Raw genomic sequence first — 22,917 nt, 5'->3', positions numbered from 1 at the left:
TGGGCCTCGTAAAAACACTGCGGATTAATCCAGTCGCCATTTTGCGTATTTGTCGGCTAAACGGTGCTGGCGCAATGGGGGACGCGGTCTATCGTTCTCAGACGGAATGTTCCCTTCGATGAGGACGTCGTCATGAACACCAGCGATTTGCTCGAACAACTGCTGCGAGCCGGCCAGGGCTCGATGACCCGTCCGGGCGGCGCGCCCCAGGGTGGCACGGGTGGCGACCTGGGTGGATTGCTCGGTGGCCTGCTGGGTGGTGGTGCCGGTGCGGGCGGCGGCCTGGGTGGCCTGCTGGGCGGGTTGCTCGGTGGCGGCTCGGCGTTGGGTGGTGCAAGTCAGCGCCGTTCGGGTGGTGGGACCAACTACGCCGCGCTCGCCTCGTTGGGCATGATGGCATTCCAGGCCTATCAAGCCTGGCAGCGCAGCCAGGCCGCCGCCCCCCAGCAGGCCTTGCGCACGGCTGACATGCTGGCCGGCCCGGAGGTCGAAAGTCACAGCCACGCGGTGCTGCGGGCACTGATTGCGGCCGCCAAGGCCGACGGTCGCATCGATGAGGCCGAGAGGCAGATGATCAGCACGGAAATCGGCCGTCATACCGACGACCCTGAGTTGCAGCAATGGTTGGACGACGAAGTCGCCAAGCCGCTGGACGCCCATGACGTGGCGCAATCAGCGACAGACCCTGCGATGGCCGCCGAGATGTATCTGGCCAGTGTGATGGTGGCTGGGGATCAGCAGGGTGCCGAGCGCGACTATCTGGATGAACTGGCGGCGGCGTTGCAGATCGACCCGCAGTTGCAGGTGCACCTGGAGCAGCAGGCCAGGGGCGTTTGAGTTTTGTGCCTTGGTTGAGTTATCCGGCCGCATCGCGGGCAAGCTCGCTCCTACACTGTATTCGCATCGCTACCGTAGGAGCGGGCTTGCCCGCGATGAGGCCATTCCATCCAATGCAGATAAAGGTGCCCTCCACAAAGTCCGTCCATCCCTGCATTCCAAAACCCGATTGAATTTTTGCCCCAGCGCATCGCTCTGCTGAACAAGAGACGTTGTTTCAGCGTCCTGCCCCGGCCAACAGACCGAGAGATGCGCCCATGACTGCCCTGACCCAAATCCATTCCCAGCCTGCTCAAGAGATCCGCAGCGCCGGCTGCCTAAAAGAGACTTACGAACAATTGCTGCTCGGTGATGATCCCGGCCAGCGTCGCGACCTTGGCCAAGCCTTTCTCGAGACTCAGCTACAGAAGGCCGCCAGCTTGCCGGATGAATTGCCACGGGACATTTCGGCCCTGCAAGGATTCGTCGAGCAGCACTGTGCCGACGTGGCGAGCCAGTACGGCGAATACCTGAGCGCGCGCCAAGAGGGTGGCCCGCGCCAGTTTTTCCATAACAAGGCACACGCACTGTTTTTCCTCCAGGCCGTCAGCCCGACCAAACTGGTCGACGGCGCCTGGCTATACGGTTTGCTTGAGCATTGGCGCGATCCGCGTTTCGACGGTTTGATCTGCACCTACCTGGAAGAGCTTGGTGACGGCAACCCGGCGCAGAATCATGTGCTGATTTATCGCAAGCTGCTGGCCGAACACGGTTTGGACAGCTCGGTGGTCCCTGACGAGTACTATTTGCAAGGCGCCATCCAGCTGGCGTTGGGCGAATGTGCCGAGCAGTTTCTCCCGGAAGTGATTGGTTACAACCTGGGTTACGAACAATTGCCGCTGCATTTGCTGATCAGCGCCTATGAACTGCGCGAGCTGGGCATCGATCCGTATTACTTCACTTTGCACGTCACCATCGATAACGCCAGCACCGGGCATGCGCAAAAAGCCGTGCAATCGGTGCTGGAGCTGTTGCCGATCGAGGGCGATCGCGAGGCGTTCCTGCGGCGGGTGGCAGTGGGGTATCGGCTCAATGACCTGGGGCTGGGGAGTCGGGCGATTATCGAATCGTTCGACCTGGACGCCGAAGTACTGGGCATGCTCGAACGCAAGCGACCTTTCGGCCAGCACATGCATTCCGATTACTGCCGTTTCGAAGGCAAGACCGTCAACCAGTGGCTGGCCTCGCGGGAGCAACTGCCCGGCTTTCTCGCCGCCATGGAGAACAAGGGCTGGATCAAGCGCAACCAGGACCCGCAGCAGAGCCGCTTCTGGCAGTTGATCGAGGGCAACGGAGCGGCGATGTTCGGGGTATTCAGTCCCTTTGAGAAACAACTGCTGCACGACTGGATCGCCGGCGACTGGAAGCCCGAACGCAAAACGCCGCCCGTGCGTAGCACCAGCACTCCGGCGATGGAGCCCACCCCCCAGCGGCCGACCCGGATGTTCAACGTTTGCAGGTCGCGCTACAGAGCGTGCCCGCCCATGAGCAGATGCAAGTGCTGCTGCCATGGTTGTCGGCCCATCGCCATGCGCACCCAGCCGGACTGCTTGCCACCCGCCGCTTCATCGAACTCAAATCCAGCCTGCGATAAGGAATGCCGCATGAATGAACCATCACAACTCAATGCAGCCGATCTGGCGCTGGTGCAACTGGGGCGCCGCTTGCAGGCGGACGGTTATCGCTTCATCACGCCGACGCCGCTGACCCATCAGCGAGTCAATGACCGGGCATTCGGTCAGGGCGCGCGGAACCTGCGTGAAGTGTTCGGCTGGTCTCGCTCATTCGAGCCAGGCCTGTTGTCGCCCGACGAGCAGCAACAGTTGCACCAGGCGGGCGTACTGGAAGAGAGCAATGGCCGAATGAAGAGCCGGATCCGCTGGTCGAGCCTGGATGACCTGCTGTTCGTGCATTCCGGGTTTCCCACCGATGCTGCGGACTCCGTGTTTTTCGGGCCGGACACCTATCGCTTTGCGCAACTGATCCACCGCCATCTGCAGCAGTCCTTCACTCCGATAAGGCGCGCGGTGGACATCGGCTGCGGCGCCGGTGTCGGGGCCATTGTCATTGCCCGGGCACGGCATGAGGCCCAGGTGCTGGCGGTCGATATCAATCCGGCGGCGCTACGTTTGACCGCTGTGAACGCGGCGTTGGCCGAAGTGAGCAACCTCACTGTCGAAACCAGCGATGTGCTGCAGGGGGTGGACGGCAGTTTCGACCTGATCGTCGCCAATCCTCCCTATATGGCCGACCCAAACGAACGCGCCTATCGCCACGGCGGGGGCGCACTGGGCGCACAGCTGTCGTTGCGCATCGTCGAGCAGGCGTTGAGTCGTTTGGCGCCAGAGGGTTCGCTGGTGCTGTACACCGGTGTGGCGATGGTCGATGGCTGCGACCCGTTTCTCGATGCCGTGACGCCTTACCTGGATTCGGCGCGATTTGGCTGGACGTATCAGGAAATCGACCCCGACGTCTTCGGAGAGGAACTGCTGACCCCCGGCTACCAACGGGTGGAGCGTATTGCCGTGGTCGCCCTGATTGTGACGCGGCTCGGCGGGGACGCTGGCGCCAAGGTTGAATCAGCCACAGGTGATTGAACATGAACAAGGATCTGGACGACTACAACCGTATGCGCGATTTCTCGGCCACGTCGGAGCCGGCCGCCAAACGCCCGGGCAAGAAATCCGCAAAGGCCCATGCCTTGCAGTTCTGTATCCAGAAGCATGACGCCTCGCGCCTGCATTACGACTTTCGCCTGGAACTCGATGGCGCACTCAAGAGCTGGGCCGTGCCCAAGGGACCGTCGCTGGATCCCAAGGTCAAGCGCCTGGCGGTGCATGTCGAAGATCACCCCATCGACTATGCGACCTTCGAGGGCAGTATCCCCGAAGGCCATTATGGTGCTGGCGATGTGATCGTTTGGGACCGTGGCGTATGGATACCCCAGGAAGACCCTGCCAAGGCGTACGCCAAGGGCAAGCTCAAGTTCGAATTGCAGGGCGAGAAGCTTGCCGGCTTATGGAACCTGGTGCGAACGCACATGCCCGGCAAGCAGGAACAATGGTTTTTGATCAAACACCAGGACAGTGTCGCCAAGCCTGAAAGCGATTACGACATAGTGACCGCCGAGCCGGACAGTGTGCTCAGCGACCGAACCATCGAGCCCAAAAAGGCCAGGACGGCCGCCAAGCCCAAGCCCGTCAAGAAACCGGCCAGTAAAGTCGCGGCCAAAGCTCAGTCGGCGAAACTGACCGGCGCGCACAAGGCCAAGCTGCCGGAGTCGTTCAAGCCCGAGCTGGCGACGCTGGTTGAAACGGCCCCGGAGGGCGAGTGGAGCTACGAGATCAAATTCGACGGCTACCGGATCATGACGCGCATTGATCACGGCGAAGTGAAACTCTTTACCCGCAACGGCCATGACTGGACGCACAAGTTGCCCAACCAAGCCGAAGCATTGGCGGCGCTGCAACTGGAGTCGGCCTGGCTCGACGGTGAAATGGTGGTGGCCAACGAACAGGGCGTCCCCGATTTCCAGGCATTGCAAAACGCTTTCGATAGCGCCCACAGTGAAAACATCCTCTATTACCTGTTCGATATGCCTTACCTCAACGGCGTCGACCTGCGCGAAGTGCCGGTGGAGGAGCGTCGAGTGGCACTGGCGACGGTGCTCAAGACCGCCAAGGACCCGCTGCTGCGCTTCTCCGAAGCGTTTGCCGAAGCCCCCGATGCGCTTTTGAACAGTGCGTGCCAGATGCAGATGGAAGGCCTGATCGGCAAACGCCTGGGTTCACCCTATGTCTCACGGCGCAGCAGCGACTGGATCAAGCTCAAATGCAAGCATCGGCAAGAGTTCGTCGTGGTGGGTTACACCGATCCCAAGGGGGCCCGCAGTGGTTTCGGCGCGTTGCTGTTGGGGCTGCATGACAAGGACAGTGGAGAACTGCGTTATGCCGGCAAGGTCGGCACCGGCTTCAATGAAGCCACGCTGATGCGTATTTATGAGCAGCTCAAGCCGCTGCAGGCCAGGAAGGCGTCAGTCGTCAATCCGCCGAGCGGGTTTGACGCCAAGGGCGTGCACTGGCTCAAACCGACTTTGCTGGCCGAAGTGGCCTTTGCGGAAATGACCAAGGAGGGTTCGGTGCGCCACGCTGTGTTCCATGGTCTGCGCAACGACAAGCCCGCCAAAGCCATAACTGAGGAGCGACCCACTGTGGTGACGAAAGCTGCCAAGGAAAAACCCGCAGGCAAGAAGGCCAGCCCCACCAGGAAGGCCGCCGAAAAGGTGGTACCGGCTCCGTCCCAACTGGGGCTGGCCCAGGGCAAGGTCCGTATCACTCACCCCGACCGGGTGATCGATGCCGCCAGTGGCACGACAAAGATGCAACTGGCGGAGTACTACGCCAGTGTCGCCAAGTGGATTCTGCCTCAGTTGAAAGATCGCCCTGTGGCGCTGGTGCGCGCCCCGGACGGCATCGCGGGCGAATTGTTTTTCCAGAAAAACGCCGAAAAACTGGCGATTCCCGGGATCACCGTGCTGGACAAGGAGCTCACGGGCCAGCCCATCATGATCGTCAATAATGCCGAGGCGTTGATTGGCGCCGTGCAAATGAGCACCGTGGAGCTGCACACCTGGAACGCCACTTCAACCAACCTCGACAAGCCTGACCGCTTCGTGCTCGACCTGGACCCGGACCCGGCGCTGCCTTGGAAAAGCATGGTTGAAGCGACGCATCTGACCCTGTCGGTTCTGGACGAACTGGGGCTCAAGGCATTCCTGAAGACCAGCGGCGGCAAGGGCATTCATATCGTGGTGCCATTAACGCGCAAGTTTGGTTGGGATGAGGTGAAGGATTTCAGCCACGCCATCGTCAGCCACATCGCCAAACTGCTGCCAGAGCGCTTTTCTGCCGTCTCGGGGCCAAAGAACCGGGTCGGACGAATCTTCATCGACTACCTGCGCAACGGCCTCGGTGCCACGACGATCTGCGCCTACGCGGCACGTACCCGCGAAGGGTTGCCGGTGTCGGTGCCGATCTTTCGTGAGGAAGTGGCTGAGCTCAAGGGTGGCAACCAGTGGAACATTCACAACGTCCATCAGCGCCTGACAGAGGTGGGGGACGAGCCCTGGGCGCAGTTGAGCAATACCCGGCAGTCGATTACCGCCGAGATGAGGCGCAGAGTGGGAATGAAAAAATAACCTCTTGCTCACGTAGTGGATTGATCTGATCTCGATGCCGCCTCTCAGGCATCGCGCAGCAGGTCATTGGCATTGAGCAAGGCAAAGGCAATCTCCGGACGCTTCTCCAGCCCGCGACGAATCGCGCTCGGGATCGCCTGCCGAGTCTTGCGACACAGTCCTGGCAGCTCGTCGATCGTAATGGCGATGCCGCGCATGGTGCGCACTTCGTTAAAACCAGGGGCGATCTCTACACGAATGCCCAACTGCTGGTACATCTTCTGCTGCATCCCCTCCAAATCGCTGAGACTTCGCAGGTTTTCCAGGCGCTCCAGCAGACGCTTTTCTTCGTTGCGCGTCAAAAACAGGATGCGCAGATCGGCGCCCGGCGTCTCCAGCAGCGGTTCACGCTCGCAGATGCAGGCACCGGGTGGGCAGGGTTGTCGGATCGTCAGCGAAGTTGTCATGGGCTCAATCATAAAGCGCTGCGCGACAATTTGCCCATCACTGTGAACGCCGCGGATTTACCCGTCTGCACGTCGTTCAGGCAGTGCGAAAAAACGTACTTGTGAATCAATTCATAGGCATAGCGCAGGTATCGCGAAACACCCTTTAAAGTCGATATTTTGACGTCATTCGACCTTGATTTTTATTTTTTACCGTTGAGGTGACGGGCCATTGACGTAATGGCTATGTGCTTATAGTCTGCTGAAAAACCGGTCACGATTCCTTCGTCCGGCAACAGAAACATCCGCTGGGCAGGGAGGCGGTTTATGCGCAAATCACTCGTCTTTAAATGCGTTTTGTTGTCGGTGCTCTTTAATGGTGCAGCTATCACCAGCGCGCAAGCGAGTCATTTGGCCTATGAAATTAGTCGCATACAAGGCTCTTGCGAGGCATTTGCGCCTCAACAGGGCACAGCCGCTGAAGAACAGATTGGCGCATCCTTGAATGTCGGCGGCGGTTCCGGAACACCCGCAGCAACCCTCGAAACCCATTCGGCCAACAACACCAAACAGCAGTTCAATTTACTCGTGAATTCCGCTGCCAAAGTGGGCGCCTCCGTCAATACTTCTGCCTGCGACGGATTAATGGCGCAACTTGCCAAGAGTAATTTTCTGGCAAATTCCGAGACTCAGACTAAGGTGTTGAGTGCAGGGGCTGAAGTCTTTACCAATCAACCAATTGCCGTCTCGTTGCCGGCTGCGGCGTGGCTGTTTTCATCGGCGCTGTTCGGTTTCGTGATGGTCGCCAATCGCCGCAAGGTGTAGCGATGGTTGATGGTCAATATTGAGAAGAAACAACTTGGTTGATATCAATTTGATGCGCCTATGGCGGCACCTTAGTTGATGCGTTTCATGCGTGTGTTTGGCGATGTAGTTGCTGAATGACAGGCTCTTGTAAATAGAGTGCTATTAATTTGGCGGGTATGCATCGGGGGTAATATGTTTGACTGCACATTGTTGTTAAATAAGAAACTTCCTTCGCAGAAGCCTGCCAACCAGAAGATTTTTACGCCGTTACGCCGACCATTGGCGGCTTCAAGGCGCAAAAATCTTCTTGTGAGCGATATCTCGATGTGAGCATGGGCGAGCGTGAATCGCTTCCCGTTTTATGCAAAGCTTCTTGCATGGCTATCTAGCGGAGGGACCCCGATGTCACGTTTCTTGCTACCTGTCTTTTTTGCGCTGGCTGTTCTGCCCAGCGTTTCCGGCGCCGCTGAAAGTAATTCCCCCTACTACTTGAATCCGGGTGACAGGATTGCGATCTCCGTCTGGGGCGAAGACAAGCTCAAGGAGGAGGTGAATGTGCTCCCCGACGGCAGCATTACCTTCCCGCTGGCGGGCAAGATCGACGTACAGGGGCTGGACTCCACCGCCGTCGAGGAAAAGTTGGCAGCCAGGCTCGAGAAGTTCATACCTGATCCGCAGGTAAGCGTTGTCATCACGGGTACCGAGGGCAATCTCGTCTACGTGCAGGGCAAGGTGCTCAAACCGGGCACCGTGCCGATGTCCCGCGCCCTCACGGTGCTGCAAGCATTGAGCCTCTCGGGCGGCCTCGACAAGTTTGCCGACAAGGATGAGATCAAGGTGGTGCGCAGCAAGGGCGGCACGCAACAGATCCTGCCCGTGCGTTATGGCGACCTGATGTCCGGGCGTGACATGTCCACCAATATCCAGCTCCAGGCCGGCGATACGCTGGTCGTGCCTTAACCTTGCGCAACGCATCTGGAGTGACCTTGATGACGCTGCGAAGAACCGGAATTGCGACGGCGATGTTTGTCCTGCCGTGCTCCGGCATGGTCTACGCTGCTACCTGGCAATCGGCAATCACGGTGCCATCGACTGTCGAGTACGACAGTAATCCGACGTTGGCGACCAGCGGCGAGAAAGGCGTGACACGCTACATCGTCGCTCCGGATGCGAGACTCGTGGGGACTGCCGACCAGGACGAGTTCCAGTTTGGGTTGGGCCTGTATGTCGTGCGCTCGTCGGACACGGCGATCGTGACCGACCGTGAAGATCCAAGACTCAAGCTGGGCTGGCTGCGGGAAACCGAAACCGGTGCCTTTGGCCTCACGGCGCGGTATGAGGAAAGCTCCACCTTGTCCTCGACGGTTCAGGAAACCGGTGTTGTCGTGCCTGACGGCACTCAGAAAATGTCGTCGCTGGAGGGTACCTGGCGCATGGCCTTGAGCGAGCGCAGCACCCTGAACAACGATATCGAGTACCGGCACGTCACCTACGATATCAATACGCTGACCAACTACGACGAGCTGTCGAACCGCTTGGGCTATACCTACGCATGGAGCGAACGTATGGAGCTGTTCACCCGACTGGGGTTCAAGCACTACAAGCCTGACTCCCAGGTGCCATTAGTGGAGTCTTCGAACAGCTACACCCCCGATGTCGGCGTGAATTACCAGTTTTCCGAGAAACTCCGGGGCACGGTGTACCTGGGTGTCAACGAGGAATCCAACGCCAACAGCGGCCCGAGTGCCCAAGGGGGGATGTCACTGGATTACAGCGGTGACCGCGCGGATACCGGGATCGAAGCCAGTCGTAACTCCGTGGCCAGCGGCGACGGCGGTTTTGTCGAGGTCGACAGCATCAGTGGTGTCTGGAGCTACGCCCTCGATGAAACCCGCCGTGCCGGCATTGCGGCCTCCTGGCAGGACTCCAAGGGCCAGACGCCCAACACATTGCGCAACTACAGCGCCTGGTTCAGTCAGGAGATCTCGCCTTTTTGGTTCGCGCGCCTATCCTACACATACAAACAACGCCAGCAAGATGGTTTGCCGGATGCTACTGCAAACGTCGTCGGGTTGACGCTGACTTATAGCTACCCCGGTTTCTGAAATTCTGTAGTGTGAGAAATATGGCCACTGAATACGAAATGTCGGTCAACGACTACCTTGCTATCGTCAAGCATCATGCGCTGCTGATCATCCTGAGCGTCACGGCCATTCTCGGCGTGTGCCTGGCCGTTGCGCTTTCCTTGCCGCCGACCTATGAGTCGTCCGGCACCATTCTGGTCGAGTCCCAACAGATTTCGCCGGACCTGGTGGGGCCCAACAACAATACCTTTGCCGATGAGCGCATCGAGGTGATTCGCCAGCGCGTGATGACCCGTGAGCACCTGGAAGGGATCATCAATAAATACAACTTGTTCACCTCGCAAAGCCGACAACTGACCCTGAGCGAAAAGATCGAGGAAATGCGTAACTCGATCACCATTTCGCTGGTCAGCGCCGATGTCAAAGGCCGGGGAGAGGTGACGATTGCATTTCGTCTGGGCTTTGAACACCGTCAACCGGACATCGCCAACAAGGTGGCCAATGAGCTGGTTACGTTGTTCCTGGACGAAAACATCAAGCAGCGCACCGAGCGGGCCAGTGAAACCACCGAGTTCCTGACCCAGGAAGCCGACAAGCTGCGGGTCGAACTCGAAACCCTGGAAAATCGCCTGGCAGACTTCAAGCAGGCGCACAGCAATGCGCTGCCCGAGCACCAGGAACTGCGCATGAACATGCTGACGCGTGCCGAGACCGAGCTCAAGGAGGTTGATCGCGACTACAAGTCCGCCCGGGAAGAAATGCGCTTCAACGAGCTGGAGCTGTCTGCGGCCAATTCCGGTCTGGCGTCCGCGCCTGGCGTGGGTGGTGCCGCCGCGGCCCAACCGCAGGACCTGGGCAGTCTGAAGGCGGAGTACGCGCGGCTGATGTCGCTGTACACCGAGGCTCATCCCGATGTGCGCGCGGTCAAACGCAAGATCGCTGCCCTTGAAGCCCAAGGCTCTTCGGGTAAAACGCTTCCAGCCAGCATGGATGTGGCCAAGGCCCAGGCGCGTATTTCCGCTTCCGAGGCGCGGATCCAGTCACTGGCCGACCAGAAGCAGCAAATCCTCAAGAAGATTTCCACCTACGAGGCGCAGATCCTGGAAACGCCGCAAGTCGAGCGTGGCCTTGTCACGTTGATGCGCGACCACGAAAATGCGCGCAAGAAATACGAGGAAATTCGCACCAAGGAAATGAGTGCGAAAATTTCCGAGAGCCTCGAGCAGGAAAACAAGGCCGAGCGGTTCGTACTGCTGGAGTCGCCGCTGATGCCGGAGCGGCCAATCAAGCCCAACCGCAAGAAAGTGGTTGCCATGGGCCTGGTGCTCGCCCCGGTGGGCGCGGGAGCCCTGGTCATGCTGCTGGAGCTGATCAACCCGCGTGTGCGTGGCGCCGAAGCGCTGGCCAGCGTACTGGGCAAGCGGGTACTGGTTTCCATTCCCTATATTCACACCCGAGCGGAATTGGCACGCCGCAAGCAATGGCGAGTGCGTCTGGTCATCATAGGGCTCGTGATTTTCACGATCTTCCTGGTGCTCGTGCACTTCCTCTACATGCCCCTGGATCTTTTGATGATCAAAGCTCTGGGCCGGTTTGCATAAGGAAAGACAGCGATGGACATTCTCAAGCCCGATGCCGACAAGGCCGAGCAACCCGCCTCGTCAAAGGCCATGACACCGACCGGTTCGGGGCTCAATGCGCTCAGTTATGTACAGACCAGGGTGGTGCCTCTGCGGTACGACCATCTGGAGCGCAACCGCATTGTTGCTTACAACAAGAACTCGAACATGGGTGGCGCGTTCGACCTGCTGCGTACGCAGGTCCTTAAAGCCATGGATGAAAATGGCTGGCGCACCCTGGCCATCACCTCGCCGACGCCGGAGGCCGGCAAGACGGTACTGGCGATCAACCTGGCCATGAGTATCGCCCATCACACTACCAAGACTGCGTTGCTGGTGGACTTCGACCTGCGTCGTCCCAAGGTGGGTTCCTGCCTGGGGTTGTCGATGGAGAAGTCGCTCAATGAGCTGCTGAGCAACCAGGCTGAACTGCATGATGTGCTGGTCAATCCGACGTTGCCGCGTTTTGTGGTCTTGCCCACGCGAGAGCCAATTCCCTTGTCCACCGAGGTGCTGTCGTCGCCCGAGGTGAGCAATCTGATCGTCGATCTGCGCGAACGTTACGACTCGCGTATCGTGATTTTCGACTTGCCGCCGGTCCTGAGTTCGGATGACGTGATCACCGTCCTCCCGAAATTCGACTGTGTGCTGTTGGTGGTGGCCAACGGCGTCAACAGTAACAAGGAAATCGAGGAAAGCCTCCATCACCTGGACGGCGCCAATCTCATCGGTACGGTGCTGAACAAGGCCGAGCCGCAAAACCGCACTTACTACTGAAGTGATGCTTATCGGCGCCGCGCGTTACGCGAGGGCGCCGATGATCACTGCCAGGGGTGCTTCTGCTCCCACGCCCAGGCGTGCGTAACGATCTGTTCAAGTGATGCGAACTGCGGTTGCCAGCCGAGTATTTCATTGGCCTTTTTCGGGTCGGCGACCAGGCGTGGCGGATCACCGGCACGGCGTGGCGCTTCACTCACACAGATCTGCTGCCCGGTGACCCGGCGTGCGGTGTCTATCACTTGCTGCACCGAAAACCCCAGGCCATTGCCGAGGTTGAAGGCCGTGCTCGCACCGCCCGCCCGAAGGTAATCCACGGCCAGGGCATGCGCGACGACCAGGTCACTGACATGAACATAATCGCGGATGCAGGTGCCGTCAGGTGTGTCGTAGTCACGACCGTACACCGTGATGGTGGTGCGCCGTCCGGACGCCGCCTGCAGGATCAACGGCAGCAAATGGGTTTCCGGCTCATGGCGTTCGCCCAACTGACCTTCGGGGTCCGCGCCGGCGGCGTTGAAATAGCGCAGGCAAACCGACTTGAGCCCGTAGGCGCGATCGAAATCCTCGAGCATCTGCTCGACCATCCATTTACTGCGCCCATAAGGGTTGATCGCCGCCTTCGGATGCTCTTCGTCCATGGGAACATACACTGGGTCGCCGTAGACGGCGGCGGTCGAGGAAAAGATGAAGTGCCTGACGTTGGCGCGGACCATGGCTTGCAGCAGAGTCAGGGTGGCGGCCAGGTTGTTTTCATAATACTTGGCCGGTTCGCTGACGGATTCACCCACCTGGATGAAAGAGGCGAAGTGAAACACCGCATCAAAGCGCTGCGATGCGAACAGGTGGTCGAGAGCCTTTGCGTCAGCGATATCCAGTTCCACGAGTTTCGCGCCCATCAGCGCACTGCGGTAGCCCGTGGAAAAGTTGTCGGCAACCACCAGCTCGTGCCCGGCGCGTTGCAGCTGTTTGACCATGTGCGAGCCAATGTAGCCGGCGCCGCCAACCACCAGAAAATTCATTCTGTCCTCCTGGACGAGTGTTGCTGTGTAAACGCGGATTGTGCCATCAACGCGTGGCACTTTTCCTTAAAAACAACCAGTTGGCGGTTTGCAGCCCTTCGAGCTTGAGCGTGTAGCGCCCATCGGCGTAGGTGGCGGGCAGCTTCTTCAACTGCGCCAGTACGCCTTGGGTGAACAGGGTCAGCCCTGGCGGTGCCTCAATGGTCAACGTGCCGGCCAGTGGTTCGACGAAGTAGGGCGGTCGCTCTTCCTCGTTCGCAATGGCGCGTGCGCCCAGGGAAATCATCAAATCTGCGGACTGGCCCAGGGGCGTGTCGTTCAGGCTCTGCACCACCACGCTGGCGTTGGCGGTTTTGGCATTGACCTGGATGTTGTCGAGGTTGATCGACTCGCCGCCAATCCAGCCGGAAGCGGCCTGGGTGCGCGGCGTATTGATCGTGTACACACCGCGTTTCCAGTTGCGCTTCAGTTCGCCGGTGTCGGAGGTGGATTCGCTGGCATTGGCGTCCAGCAGCGACTGGTTGGGATCGGCAAACACCTTGGCGTTGTTCGCCGTCGAACCGGTTGTCAGCCAGGGCAGAGCCGGTGTTTGTGGCATGACGATCTGCAACTTGCCTTTCTCCATGGCGGTGCGCAGCAGTGCCGAGTTGCTCGGTGTAATGGCCTGGCCGAACAGCGTGTCCGGCGTCGGCGCGAAGGCATACGTGGTCTTCGCCTCGGCAACATCGCCGCGCCGGTAAAGCAGGGCGGCGGCGGGAAAGGTGGACAGCAATGCCGGGTCGTTATAGAGGTTCCAGTTGCCGACCGTCCTCCACGTTCCGGAGAGACCCTCCTGGCTATAGGCATACTGCATCATCGCGTCCCAACCCTGGTAACTGGCGGTGCCCGCCAGATAGAGCGGCACGGCGTGGCGGTCGGGCGTGGGGAAAGGTTCGCTGTTCCACTCAGTGACGGTCAGCGGTTTGCCGCTGACCTGGGCGGCGCCAATCCAGTTGATGATGCCGGGGCTGGTCAGCGGGTTTTTCTCCAACTGGCCGAGGCCGCCGTAGCTGTGGGCATCGATGACATCGCCGGAAGTCAGGGCCGGCAGCGCCACGAGACCGTCGCCACCCCAGCTGTTGGTTGTGGCGATGGGCACTTTCACGCCAAGGTCGCGCAGGTGCTGGATCATGTCGACGTTGAAACGACGTTCCAGGTCATTGAGGAACATCTTCGAGGCACCGTATTCCCAGGCGCGCCAGGTCTGGCTCGAGGACAGGTTGTGCTGCCTGGCAAACGCCTCGGCCTCGGCCATGTAGACCTTGCTGTGCTTGGGCACATCCTTGTCGCCCAGCAGGATATTGCCGAAGTGGTTGGTGATGTCGTTCTCGTTGGTGATCAGCACGGCGGCGATCGCCGGATCGTCCTTGTAGGCGAGGCCTGTGTAACTGTTGACGTGGTTCATGTAAGCGGCGGTAAAGCGCTTCATCGCCTGTTGAATGGTGATGTTGACGTAGTTGTAACCCTTGAGTCCCGCGTTGCCGTGCTCATCCTTTGGCAGCTCTTCGAAACCGTAGATATTGTCCCTGGCAGTGAAGGCCCGTTCGACGTGCATGTCGAGCCACACATAAATACCTTCGTCTTTCAGGTACTTGATCCACAGGTCGAGCTGTTTCAGCGACGCCGGACTGGGTTGTTGGGTGTCCGCGTTGGGCGCCTTGCCGAAGACGTTCGGGCTGACCCAGGGGGAGTCATGGTGGTGCAGGCGCACGAGGTTGATGCCCAGTGCCGACAGACGCCTGGCCTGGCGCTTGATGTCTTCTTCGGCGGTGTCGTACAGCGAATAGGCTGACATGTTGGTGCCCCAGAAGCGCGCCGGGGTGTTGTCGGCGAACATCAGTTGCTCGCCGGAAGCCTTGACGAAGCCGCGCTTGCCGGCGGGTTTTTCGTTGGCATTGAGGAATGACAGGTCGACCGGTGAGGTTTGCCAGTCGATCTTGTCGGTTGGCCAGGTTTTCGGATCGACCAGGCCGAATCGCTCGCTCGTGGTCGGAGCAAGGGCCACGTCGCCTGAGATGCTCAAGGTCGCCTTGAAATGCTGCTGGCCGGGCTTGATGGAGTTTTTGTAGAAAAACGCCCTCACTTCAGACCCATCGCCCGGTTCGACAAAGACATCCGCCAGCGCCGGCTCAAAGCGCATCTCGATGCGTCGGCCCTGGGCATTGCCCCAGGCCCAGCCCTTGTTGCCATCGAGCAACTTCGGCTTACCCATATCGCCCTGGAACAGCGCCGGGTCGAAGTTGAACACGAAGCCTCCGCCGATGACGTTCGGCTTTGCGCTGTGTGCATCAAGGGTGACGTCCCAGCTCAGTTGCTGTTCGCCTTCCTTGCGGATGTTGGCTTTGAGATCAAAGTCGAGGGTCGGGTTCTGCCCGATCAGGCTGTAGCTGTAGGGCGCCTGGGTGGTGAATTGGGTCGGGAACCCCGTCCAGCCATAATTGGCCTCGAAAAACACGAATGAGGACGCCAGGGCAGGGCTGCCCCCTTGCGTCAGCGCGGGCAAGCCACTTTTTTCATCGACATTGGCCACCCAGTCCGACGCCCCGGCGCTCAGTGGCAGAAAAACGACAGACAAGACAACCGGAAGCAGCAAGCGGATGCGGCGAGCAATGTGAGCCATGGGGTTACCGGAGTTGGAGGTGGGCACTGGCCGTGACGGCGGGCGCGGTTTGCTTGAGATTGCGCACCATTCGGACGTAGGCAACGCCCAGCCCGGCCACCGACCAGTACACCACTGGAATGATCGTGATGCTGCTGACGGTGAAAATGGTCACCATGATGCCGGCCAGTGTCGCGAACAGCGCCCGGCCGAGCCTGCGCCCTTCATCATCCTTGTCGGGGAACGAACGCATGGACTTGCGGATGCCGAACAGTACGGTGGCAAAAAAGGCGACGAACACGGTCAATCCGACCAGTCCATAGGACAGTGCGACGCCGATGTAAGTGTTGACGATATCAATGATGCCCTCGCCCTGGATCATGACCTGCATCTCTGGGGCCTTGCGGTAATCGAAGGTGCCCAGCAGCGGGTTGCGCTGGATCACCAGGAGGGAGTTGTCGATCAGGCGTTCACGGTAAGTGATGTTCTCCACCTCCACCGTGCCGATGAAGGGCAGCAGGTCGAGGACCTTCTGCCCACCCGGCACGAGGGTCAGTGCGGGGAGGGAGAGTACCCCGGCGCATCCCAGCAGAATCATGCGCTTGATCACTTTCTCGCCGGTGGCGATGTACACCAGGAACATGGCCAACGCCCCCATCCACGGGCCCCGGGACAGCGGCGCGAACAGTCCGCCGGCGAGCAACAGGGCGCCCAGACGCCGTTGCAGCTTGCTGCGCACGCTTTGTTGCAAATACAGGTAGAAACCGAGCGCCGCGCTGATCACCAGTCCCAGCGCGATGGCCTGGCCGGTGGTGACGCTGGCGCGCAGCAGGCCGCCGCGACTCAAGTAGCTGGACATTTCCCATTGCATGCCCATGGCGCCGATCAATGCGCTGTAGAGCAACCAACCACGGGCAAACTCGAAAAAGCCGATCAGCGACATGACCATCGCGGCGAGGACAAAACCGAGCAGGGCGTCCTTGAAGTCATTGATATTCTTCAGGGCACGGCTGGCCACGTAATACGGCAGGAAAACGTCGGTGAACTGGTAGAGCGTCTGGCGCATGGTGTCGGTGACGGTGGTTTCGCGCAACAGAAGCAGGCTGGTCAGGACCAGGTAGACGGCGAGGAATTTGTCAGGCCAGGTGCGACCGAAACCTTGGGTGTCGCTTTGCCGACGCAGTGCCAAAAACGCCGGCAGCAGCACGCACAGAGACAGCAGGCGCACGTAGTTGAGGTCGAAAAAGTAGTTCATCAGGCCGAAGCCGGGGATTCGCGCCTGAGCGGGCGGCACCAAGAACGCCAGGATGAAGAACAGCGCCACGGGGTTGTGTTCGCGCTTTCTCGCCACGGTCAGAAGGATCGTGGTCACGGCCACGTAGATCCAGAAGCTATGGGAAACGAATGCCAGGACGGTCAGCACGAACCACAGGTTGCGTCGACGGGTGAAGTCCTTGGCTGGGATCAGGTCGCTTGCGGGCCGGCGTGCCATGTAAAAAACGACACCGGCTAGAACCAGAATGACAACTAACGCGCGAAAGTGCTCAGGCATGGAGAGTCAGGCTTACCGGTGGGTGAATGACAGATACTAGTAGAATGGCAAAGTGCGACTATAGTACGTTTTTAGGGAGTTGAGTCCGGGGTTGTTCTGATGCCACCAGCTGATATCTCGCCAACGTTGAGCCTTCGCAGGCGAGCCATCTTTGCCGGGGCATGGAATTTGGGGGCGCTGATCACGTCCCAGGCCATCCGCCTGGGCGGCAACCTGATCATGGCCCGCCTGTTGATGCCTGAAATGTTCGGCATCATGGTCATCGCCACCACCGTTTCGGTGGTGCTGCACCTGCTGTCCGATGTCGGCTTTCGGCAGAACATCATCCAGAGTCCTCGGGGCGACGATCCGGCCTTTCTCAATACCGTGTGGACGGTGCAGATCATCCGCGGGTTCATTCTTTTCGCCTTCACCCTGTTGATTGCCGGCTGTTCCTGGTTCACCCAGCTTCTGCACCTGTGGCCGGACCAGTCGACCTACGCCTCGCCGCAACTGCCACTGGTACTGGCCGTCACCGGATTTTCGGCGATCATCTACGGATTCCAGTCGACCAAGGTCGATGTCGCCGTGCGCGACTTCCAGCAGAAAAAAGTCGTGCTCGCCGAGTTCATTTCGCAGTTGGCGGGCCTGCTGACCATGTTGGTCATCGGCTATTTCACCCGGTCGATCTGGGCGCTGGTAGGTTCTGGCCTGGTCGCCGCCCTGGCCATGACGCTGCTGGGGCACTTCTGGTTTCCGGGCAAGCCCAACCGTCTACACTGGGATCGTGAGGCGCTTGCCGAAGTCGTGGTGTTCGGCCGCTGGATGCTGTTGTCCTCGGCGGTTGGCGTGCTGGCCATGAACGGCGACCGGATCTGGTTCGGTGGCAGCATGTCGGCCAATGAACTGGGGGTCTTTTCAATTGCCGTGCTGATACTGGGGGCGTTGCAACTGGGCATGGCGCGGTTGCTCGGAGCGGTGGCGCTACCGGCATTCAGCGAGGCCTCCCGGGTCAACGACACGGCACGGTTGCACCTTTTGTATGATCGCTTCAAATTGATATTCGATCTGGTTTCGTTGTTCATCTGCGGGTTGTTCTGGGTCATCAGCCCGTTGCTCATCAACATTTTGTATGATGAGCGCTATGCCGAAGCCGGCCACATGCTGTCGGTGCTTTCGCTGTCGTTTTTCACCTGGCGTTTTGCGGTGGCGCATCAGGTCTGGCTGGCGCTGGGGCTGACCAAGTACCAGGCCATGGACAACATCATCCGCGCGGTGTCGTTGTGGGTGTTGCTACCGCTGCTGTTGTCCATTGGCGGCGTGCATCTGGCCATCTGGGGGGTCGCTCTGCACGCCTTGCCGACGGTGTTCCTGGTGGTCTACGTGAATCGCAAGGTGGGCTTGTTCGATCTCAGGCGTGAGCTGATCGTCCTGCCCATGGTGTTGGTGGGGGTTGTTTGCGGGCAAATGGTGTTGGGGATTGCTGATTGGTTTTGATCTTGATGTCGGGGAGCTTTGAATCATGAATGAACTTGATTTGAGTACTTCTGCGATGGATCGCAGGGACTTCCTCCAGGTGTTTGCGCTGTTGAGCCTGGGAGTGTTGGCCTTTGGATGTTCCGAAACCGTCGCCCGGCCTTCCGCAGTCAAGTCCGGGTACATCGTTATCAATGGATGGGTGCTGCCTGCCCAGCACTTTCAGCCAGCGCAAACATGATCAAAGACTATCAAACGCAAAAAGAGCTGCGCGACTTCTACGACATCTGCATCATCGGTGCGGGGCCGGCGGGCATTACCCTGGCCTTGCAGCTGGCGGTCAATGGCCGACAGGTGTTACTGCTCGAGGGCGGCGGGCACGAGTATTCGCAAAACTCGCAGAGCCTTTACCAGTGTCCCTCCACTGGACTTGAGGTCTATGCAGAGGAAACCCGCCTGCGTTATCTGGGGGGGACGTCCAATCATTGGTCGGGGCGCTGCCGTCCCTTCGAGGCGTCCGACTTCAATACCGGCCCGCCGGTGCGCCTGCCCGGTTGGCCGATCGCATTTTCCGAAATGGAGCGCCACCTGGCGCAGGCAATGGCGATTGTCGACCTGGTGCCCAATGCCAGCTTCAAGGCGATCAACCCGTCCCTGGACGGCGCCGACTTTGTAGCGGATCGATTCCTGCTCAGCCCGCCGACGCGTTTTGCCAAGAAGTACGCCAAGGAGCTCAATGACACCGAAGGGCTTGATGTCTTCATCAACTGCAACTGCGTTGATCTCGAATTCAACAGCAACACCGGGCGGATCGAGACGATCGTTGTCGCGGACTACGAGCAGCATCGTGAACGGGTCAAGGCCAGGCAATTCATCCTGGCCACCGGCGCGATCGAGAATGCCCGGCAACTGCTCAACAGCGAGTCCCTGGCCGTGGGCGGAATCGTCAGCGAGGGCGGCCTGGTCGGCAAATGTTTCATGGAACACCTGAACGTCGAGCTCGGCACCTTCATTCTCAAGGACGGGCAGGGCAAGGATTCCCGGGAGTACTTCACCACCGATACCTTCGTCTCGCAGCACAAGGCCGGCAAGGGCAACGTGGCGATCTCGCTGGTCTCCGAAGTCAAAACCTACGGGCGAATGGCGGCCATCAAGAGCTTCTTCGAGAACCTGATCTGCGATGTTGGTGTAGAGCAGAAAATCGAATTCATCACCAAGTTCGATTGCCCGGGCGACGGCGTCATTGGCACGCTGATCGAACAGTTTCCCAACCTCAATAGCCGCGTCTCGCTGGTGCCCGAGCGGGATGCCTTGGGCATGCGCAAGGCGACCGTGCATTGGGAACTGGGCCCTGCAGACCGTGACACCGTAAAGTCCATTGGCCTGGAAATGGCCAAGTGTTTCGCCGATACCGGCCTGGGCCTGGTCAAGCTGGAGCAGTGCGTCTATGACGAAACCGTGCCATTGAAGCTCAACCCCCATGCGCATCACATGGGGACCACACGGATGGCCACGGCGCCGGAATTCGGCGTGGTCGACGAGAACTGCAAAGTGTTCGGCGTCGAGAATCTCCATATCGCCGGCAGCAGCGTTTTTGCGACCGGCGGTGCGAGCAATCCGACCATGCCGCTGTTACAACTGACACTAAGACTGGCGGAGCACATTAATAGTATAAGTTAGCGCTTGATTGGATTTTCTGGCTGGTGCTCGTCAGGGTGGCTCGATCACGGCTCACCTGGCTGGATGTGCATCGGAATTTGGTAGCCAGCCTCTGGTTTTCCGGAGGGGGAATGGAGATAGCCTGTTGAAAGTGACTTTTGTTCTGAGTGTGGCCAGCATGTCCGGCGGTATTCGCGTGGTGACCATCTACGCGCAGGCATTGGCCGACGCCGGGCACGACGTGACACTCGTCTCCCTGCCTTATCCCGCGATTCCGCTGCGCAGAAAGATCAAGAGCTTCGTGACAGGCAAGGGCTGGTTGGTCACACCGGTCATTCCTTCCTATCTGGACGATATGGACCTCGATCACCGGGTGATCGAAAAGTACCGACCCATCGTGGAGTCGGATGTCCCGGATGCCGATGTGGTCATCGCCACCTGGTGGGAAACCGCCGAGTGGGTGAACGACCTCAGCCCGGCCAAGGGCGAAAAGGTGTATTTCGTGCAGGGCCACGAGATTTTTCCGTTCTGCCCGACCGACCGGGTCATCGCGACCTATAACACGTTGCCACTGCACAAAATCACCATTTCCCGGTGGCTGGCCGATCTGATGCGCGTGGAGTACGGTGACGCGGATGTCGACCTGGTGCCCAACAGCGTCGATCACCAGCAGTTCTTCGCGGCACCGCGGGGCCGTCAGCAGCGACCGACCCTTGGCTTCCTGTACCACGAAACCCCGTTGAAGGGGCTCGACGTGACGATCGACGTGATTAGCGCGCTCCAGAAGAAAATCCCGGACCTGCGCGTCATTTCCTTCGGCAGCTTTGCGCCCACGGGGGCGTTCGAACTGCCGGCGAGTGTCGAGTTTCATTTGGCGCCCGATCAGGAACATATCCGCGACCTCTACACCCAGTGCGATGTCTGGCTCGCCTCCAGCCGCAGTGAAGGCTTCAACCTGACGGCGATGGAAGCCATGGCCTGTCGCACGCCCGTGGTGTCGACCCGCACGGGTTGGCCGCTGGAAGCCATCACCTGTTTCAAGAACGGCGTGCTGGCCGACATTGATGACACCGAGGCGCTGACGGCGGGTGCCGAACACCTGCTGACCCTGGACGATTCGCAATGGCGCGCGGTGTCCGAGGCGGCCCATCAAACCGTGGCATCGAGCTCCTGGGAGCACTCGGCGAAGCTGTTTGAAGCGGCATTGGTCAAGGCGGTCGGAAAGCGATCCTCCGGGCAACGTCTGGCCAAAACAGCCTCTTCCGTGGTGTAAACCGGTGTGCCTGCCAGATTCCAGTGGTATGGCTGACGGCGACTATAGTACCTTTTCGTGTCATTGATTCCGGGGTTGTAGTGATGCCACCAGCTGATGTATCGCCACCGTTGAGCCTGCGCAGGCGAGCGATATTCGCCGGGGCGTGGAATCTGGGGGCGCTGGTGGCATCCCAAGGCATTCGCCTGGGTGGCAACCTGATCATGGCGCGCCTGCTGATGCCGGAAATGTTCGGCATCATGGTCATCGCCACCACCGTGTCGGTGGTGCTGCACCTGCTGTCCGATGTCGGCTTTCGCCAGAACATCATCCAGAGCCCGCGTGGCAACGATCCGGCATTCCTCAATACCGTATGGACCGCACAGATCATCCGCGGCTTCATCCTTTTTGCCTTTACCCTGCTGATCGCCGGCGTTGCCTGGTTCGCCCAGTACATCCATATGTGGTCGGAACATTCCACCTACGCCGCGCCCGAGTTGCCTCTGGTGCTGGCGCTGACGGGTTTGTCCGCGATCATCTATGGCTTCCAGTCGACCAAGGTCGACGTGGCGGTGCGCGACTTCCAGCAGAAAAAAGTCGTACTCGCCGAGTTTGCCTCGCAGATTGCCGGCCTGTTGACGATGTTGGTCATCGGTTATTTCACCCGCTCGATCTGGTCGCTGGTGGGGGCTGGCCTGGTGTCCGCCCTGGTCATGACGCTGCTGGGGCACGTATGGTTTTCGGGGCCGCCCAACCGCCTGCACTGGGAGCGTCGTGCGCTCGAGGAAGTGGTGGGCTTCGGTCGCTGGATGCTGTTGTCTTCCGCCGTTGGCGTACTGGCCATGAATGGCGACCGGATCTGGTTCGGCGGCAGCATGTCGGCCGGCGAGCTGGGCGTCTATTCCATTGCCGTGCTGTTTCTGGGCGCCCTGCAAATGGGCATGCAAAGGTTGCTTGGAGCCGTGGCGCTACCGGCATTCAGCGAGGCCGCTCGGGTCAATGACACGGCGCGACTGCACCTGTTATATGACCGCTTCAAATTGATGTTCGACCTGATCTCGCTGTTTCTCTGTGGCTTGGCGTGGGTTCTCAGCCCGCTGCTGATCCACTTTCTGTACGATGAGCGTTATGCCGGCGCTGGCCATATGCTGGCGATTCTTTCGTTGTCGTTTTTCACCTGGCGCTTCGCCGTGGCGCACCAGCTCTGGCTGGCGCTTGGGCTGACCAAGTATCAGGCCATGGACAACATCATCCGCGCGGTCTCGTTGTGGGTGCTGTTGCCGCTGTTGTTGGCCGTTGGCGGTGTGGAATACGCGATCTGGGGCGTCGCCCTGCATGCGCTGCCGACGTTGTTCCTGGTGGCGTATGTCAATCGCAAGGTGGGGTTGTTCGACATCAGGCGTGAACTGATCGTCTTGCCGATGGTGCTGGTCGGTTGGGCGTGCGGGCAGTTGCTGCTGGGGCTGTTCCAATGGTTTGACTGGGTGTGACGACAGTCGTGCCGGATTTCGGCGTGGGGACTACGCTTAGGGACACGAATCGAGAACCAGGGTG

17 protein-coding genes and 1 pseudogene are annotated in these 22,917 nt (G+C 59.6%); 14 read left to right on the top strand and 4 right to left on the bottom strand.

The features are described from left to right. Window positions 1–132: 132 nt before the first annotated feature. The 4 genes and pseudogenes from AB4N33_RS10875 to ligD all read left to right on the top strand — a co-directional run bounded on the left by AB4N33_RS10875 (window position 133) and on the right by ligD (window position 6,073). Complete coding sequence (locus AB4N33_RS10875) at window positions 133–837, top strand: tellurite resistance TerB family protein (RefSeq protein WP_460126410.1); 705 nt, start codon at window positions 133–135, stop codon at window positions 835–837. 257 nt (window positions 838–1,094) lie between these two features. Continuing rightward, window positions 1,095–2,470: pseudogene (locus AB4N33_RS10870) on the top strand (iron-containing redox enzyme family protein). A 10-nt stretch (window positions 2,471–2,480) separates the two neighbouring features. Further along, window positions 2,481–3,473: a methyltransferase gene (locus AB4N33_RS10865; RefSeq protein WP_476457265.1), complete on the top strand. Its 993-nt coding sequence runs from the start codon at window positions 2,481–2,483 to the stop codon at window positions 3,471–3,473. A 2-nt stretch (window positions 3,474–3,475) separates the two neighbouring features. Continuing rightward, window positions 3,476–6,073: a DNA ligase D gene (gene ligD / locus AB4N33_RS10860; RefSeq protein WP_476457264.1), complete on the top strand. Its 2,598-nt coding sequence runs from the start codon at window positions 3,476–3,478 to the stop codon at window positions 6,071–6,073. Between the two features lie 44 nt (window positions 6,074–6,117). Here the strand turns inward: ligD and AB4N33_RS10855 are convergent, their stop codons facing one another. Further along, on the bottom strand, window positions 6,118–6,519 hold the full coding sequence (locus tag AB4N33_RS10855) for a hypothetical protein (protein WP_460126404.1): 402 nt from the start codon (window positions 6,517–6,519) through the stop codon (window positions 6,118–6,120). 306 nt (window positions 6,520–6,825) lie between these two features. Here AB4N33_RS10855 and AB4N33_RS10850 point away from each other — a divergent pair, with 306 nt between their 5' ends. The 5 genes from AB4N33_RS10850 to AB4N33_RS10830 all read left to right on the top strand — a co-directional run bounded on the left by AB4N33_RS10850 (window position 6,826) and on the right by AB4N33_RS10830 (window position 11,785). Further along, window positions 6,826–7,323 carry a hypothetical protein gene (locus tag AB4N33_RS10850; RefSeq protein ID WP_476457263.1) on the top strand — a complete coding sequence of 166 codons (498 nt, stop codon included), beginning with the start codon at window positions 6,826–6,828 and terminating at the stop codon, window positions 7,321–7,323. A gap of 384 nt (window positions 7,324–7,707) precedes the next feature. Continuing rightward, on the top strand, window positions 7,708–8,265 hold the full coding sequence (locus AB4N33_RS10845) for a polysaccharide biosynthesis/export family protein (RefSeq protein ID WP_476457262.1): 558 nt from the start codon (window positions 7,708–7,710) through the stop codon (window positions 8,263–8,265). Between the two features lie 26 nt (window positions 8,266–8,291). After that, window positions 8,292–9,410 carry a hypothetical protein gene (locus AB4N33_RS10840; protein ID WP_476457261.1) on the top strand — a complete coding sequence of 373 codons (1,119 nt, stop codon included), beginning with the start codon at window positions 8,292–8,294 and terminating at the stop codon, window positions 9,408–9,410. Between the two features lie 20 nt (window positions 9,411–9,430). Then, a complete protein-coding gene (locus AB4N33_RS10835; RefSeq protein ID WP_476457260.1) occupies window positions 9,431–10,990 on the top strand; it encodes a GumC family protein in 1,560 nt (519 codons plus the stop codon). A gap of 69 nt (window positions 10,991–11,059) precedes the next feature. Further along, window positions 11,060–11,785, top strand: a complete 726-nt coding sequence (locus tag AB4N33_RS10830) for a CpsD/CapB family tyrosine-protein kinase (RefSeq protein ID WP_460126748.1) — start codon at window positions 11,060–11,062, stop codon at window positions 11,783–11,785. Between the two features lie 44 nt (window positions 11,786–11,829). On the opposite strand, the gene galE is transcribed toward AB4N33_RS10830, so the two are convergent. From galE to AB4N33_RS10815, 3 genes are read right to left on the bottom strand one after another with little or no spacing between them, the layout of a single operon-like run. After that, window positions 11,830–12,807, bottom strand: coding sequence for a UDP-glucose 4-epimerase GalE (gene galE, locus AB4N33_RS10825; RefSeq protein ID WP_476457259.1), 978 nt, complete (start codon window positions 12,805–12,807; stop codon window positions 11,830–11,832). Between the two features lie 46 nt (window positions 12,808–12,853). Beyond that, window positions 12,854–15,466, bottom strand: a complete 2,613-nt coding sequence (locus AB4N33_RS10820) for a cellulase family glycosylhydrolase (protein WP_476457258.1) — start codon at window positions 15,464–15,466, stop codon at window positions 12,854–12,856. Window positions 15,467–15,470: 4 nt separating this feature from the next. Further along, window positions 15,471–16,997 carry an O-antigen ligase family protein gene (locus AB4N33_RS10815; RefSeq protein WP_476457257.1) on the bottom strand — a complete coding sequence of 509 codons (1,527 nt, stop codon included), beginning with the start codon at window positions 16,995–16,997 and terminating at the stop codon, window positions 15,471–15,473. 99 nt (window positions 16,998–17,096) lie between these two features. Here AB4N33_RS10815 and AB4N33_RS10810 point away from each other — a divergent pair, with 99 nt between their 5' ends. From AB4N33_RS10810 to AB4N33_RS10790, 5 genes are all read left to right on the top strand, one after another. Next, window positions 17,097–18,473 carry an oligosaccharide flippase family protein gene (locus AB4N33_RS10810; RefSeq protein WP_476457256.1) on the top strand — a complete coding sequence of 459 codons (1,377 nt, stop codon included), beginning with the start codon at window positions 17,097–17,099 and terminating at the stop codon, window positions 18,471–18,473. A gap of 25 nt (window positions 18,474–18,498) precedes the next feature. After that, window positions 18,499–18,693, top strand: a complete 195-nt coding sequence (locus AB4N33_RS10805) for a hypothetical protein (RefSeq protein WP_460139562.1) — start codon at window positions 18,499–18,501, stop codon at window positions 18,691–18,693. Continuing rightward, window positions 18,690–20,132, top strand: coding sequence for an FAD-dependent oxidoreductase (locus tag AB4N33_RS10800; RefSeq protein WP_460126389.1), 1,443 nt, complete (start codon window positions 18,690–18,692; stop codon window positions 20,130–20,132). The genes AB4N33_RS10805 and AB4N33_RS10800 overlap by 4 nt, the downstream gene beginning before the upstream one ends. Before the next feature lie 130 nt (window positions 20,133–20,262). After that, entirely contained in the window at window positions 20,263–21,384 is a 1,122-nt protein-coding gene (locus AB4N33_RS10795; RefSeq protein WP_476458806.1) for a glycosyltransferase family 4 protein, read from the top strand. Between the two features lie 83 nt (window positions 21,385–21,467). Further along, complete coding sequence (locus tag AB4N33_RS10790) at window positions 21,468–22,853, top strand: oligosaccharide flippase family protein (RefSeq protein ID WP_460126388.1); 1,386 nt, start codon at window positions 21,468–21,470, stop codon at window positions 22,851–22,853. Window positions 22,854–22,917 lie beyond the last annotated feature (64 nt).

Source organism: Pseudomonas sp. S1_E05, from assembly GCF_056337105.1.
Note: the sequence above shows the minus strand (reverse complement) of the source record. Positions and strands in the feature narration are given on the sequence as shown.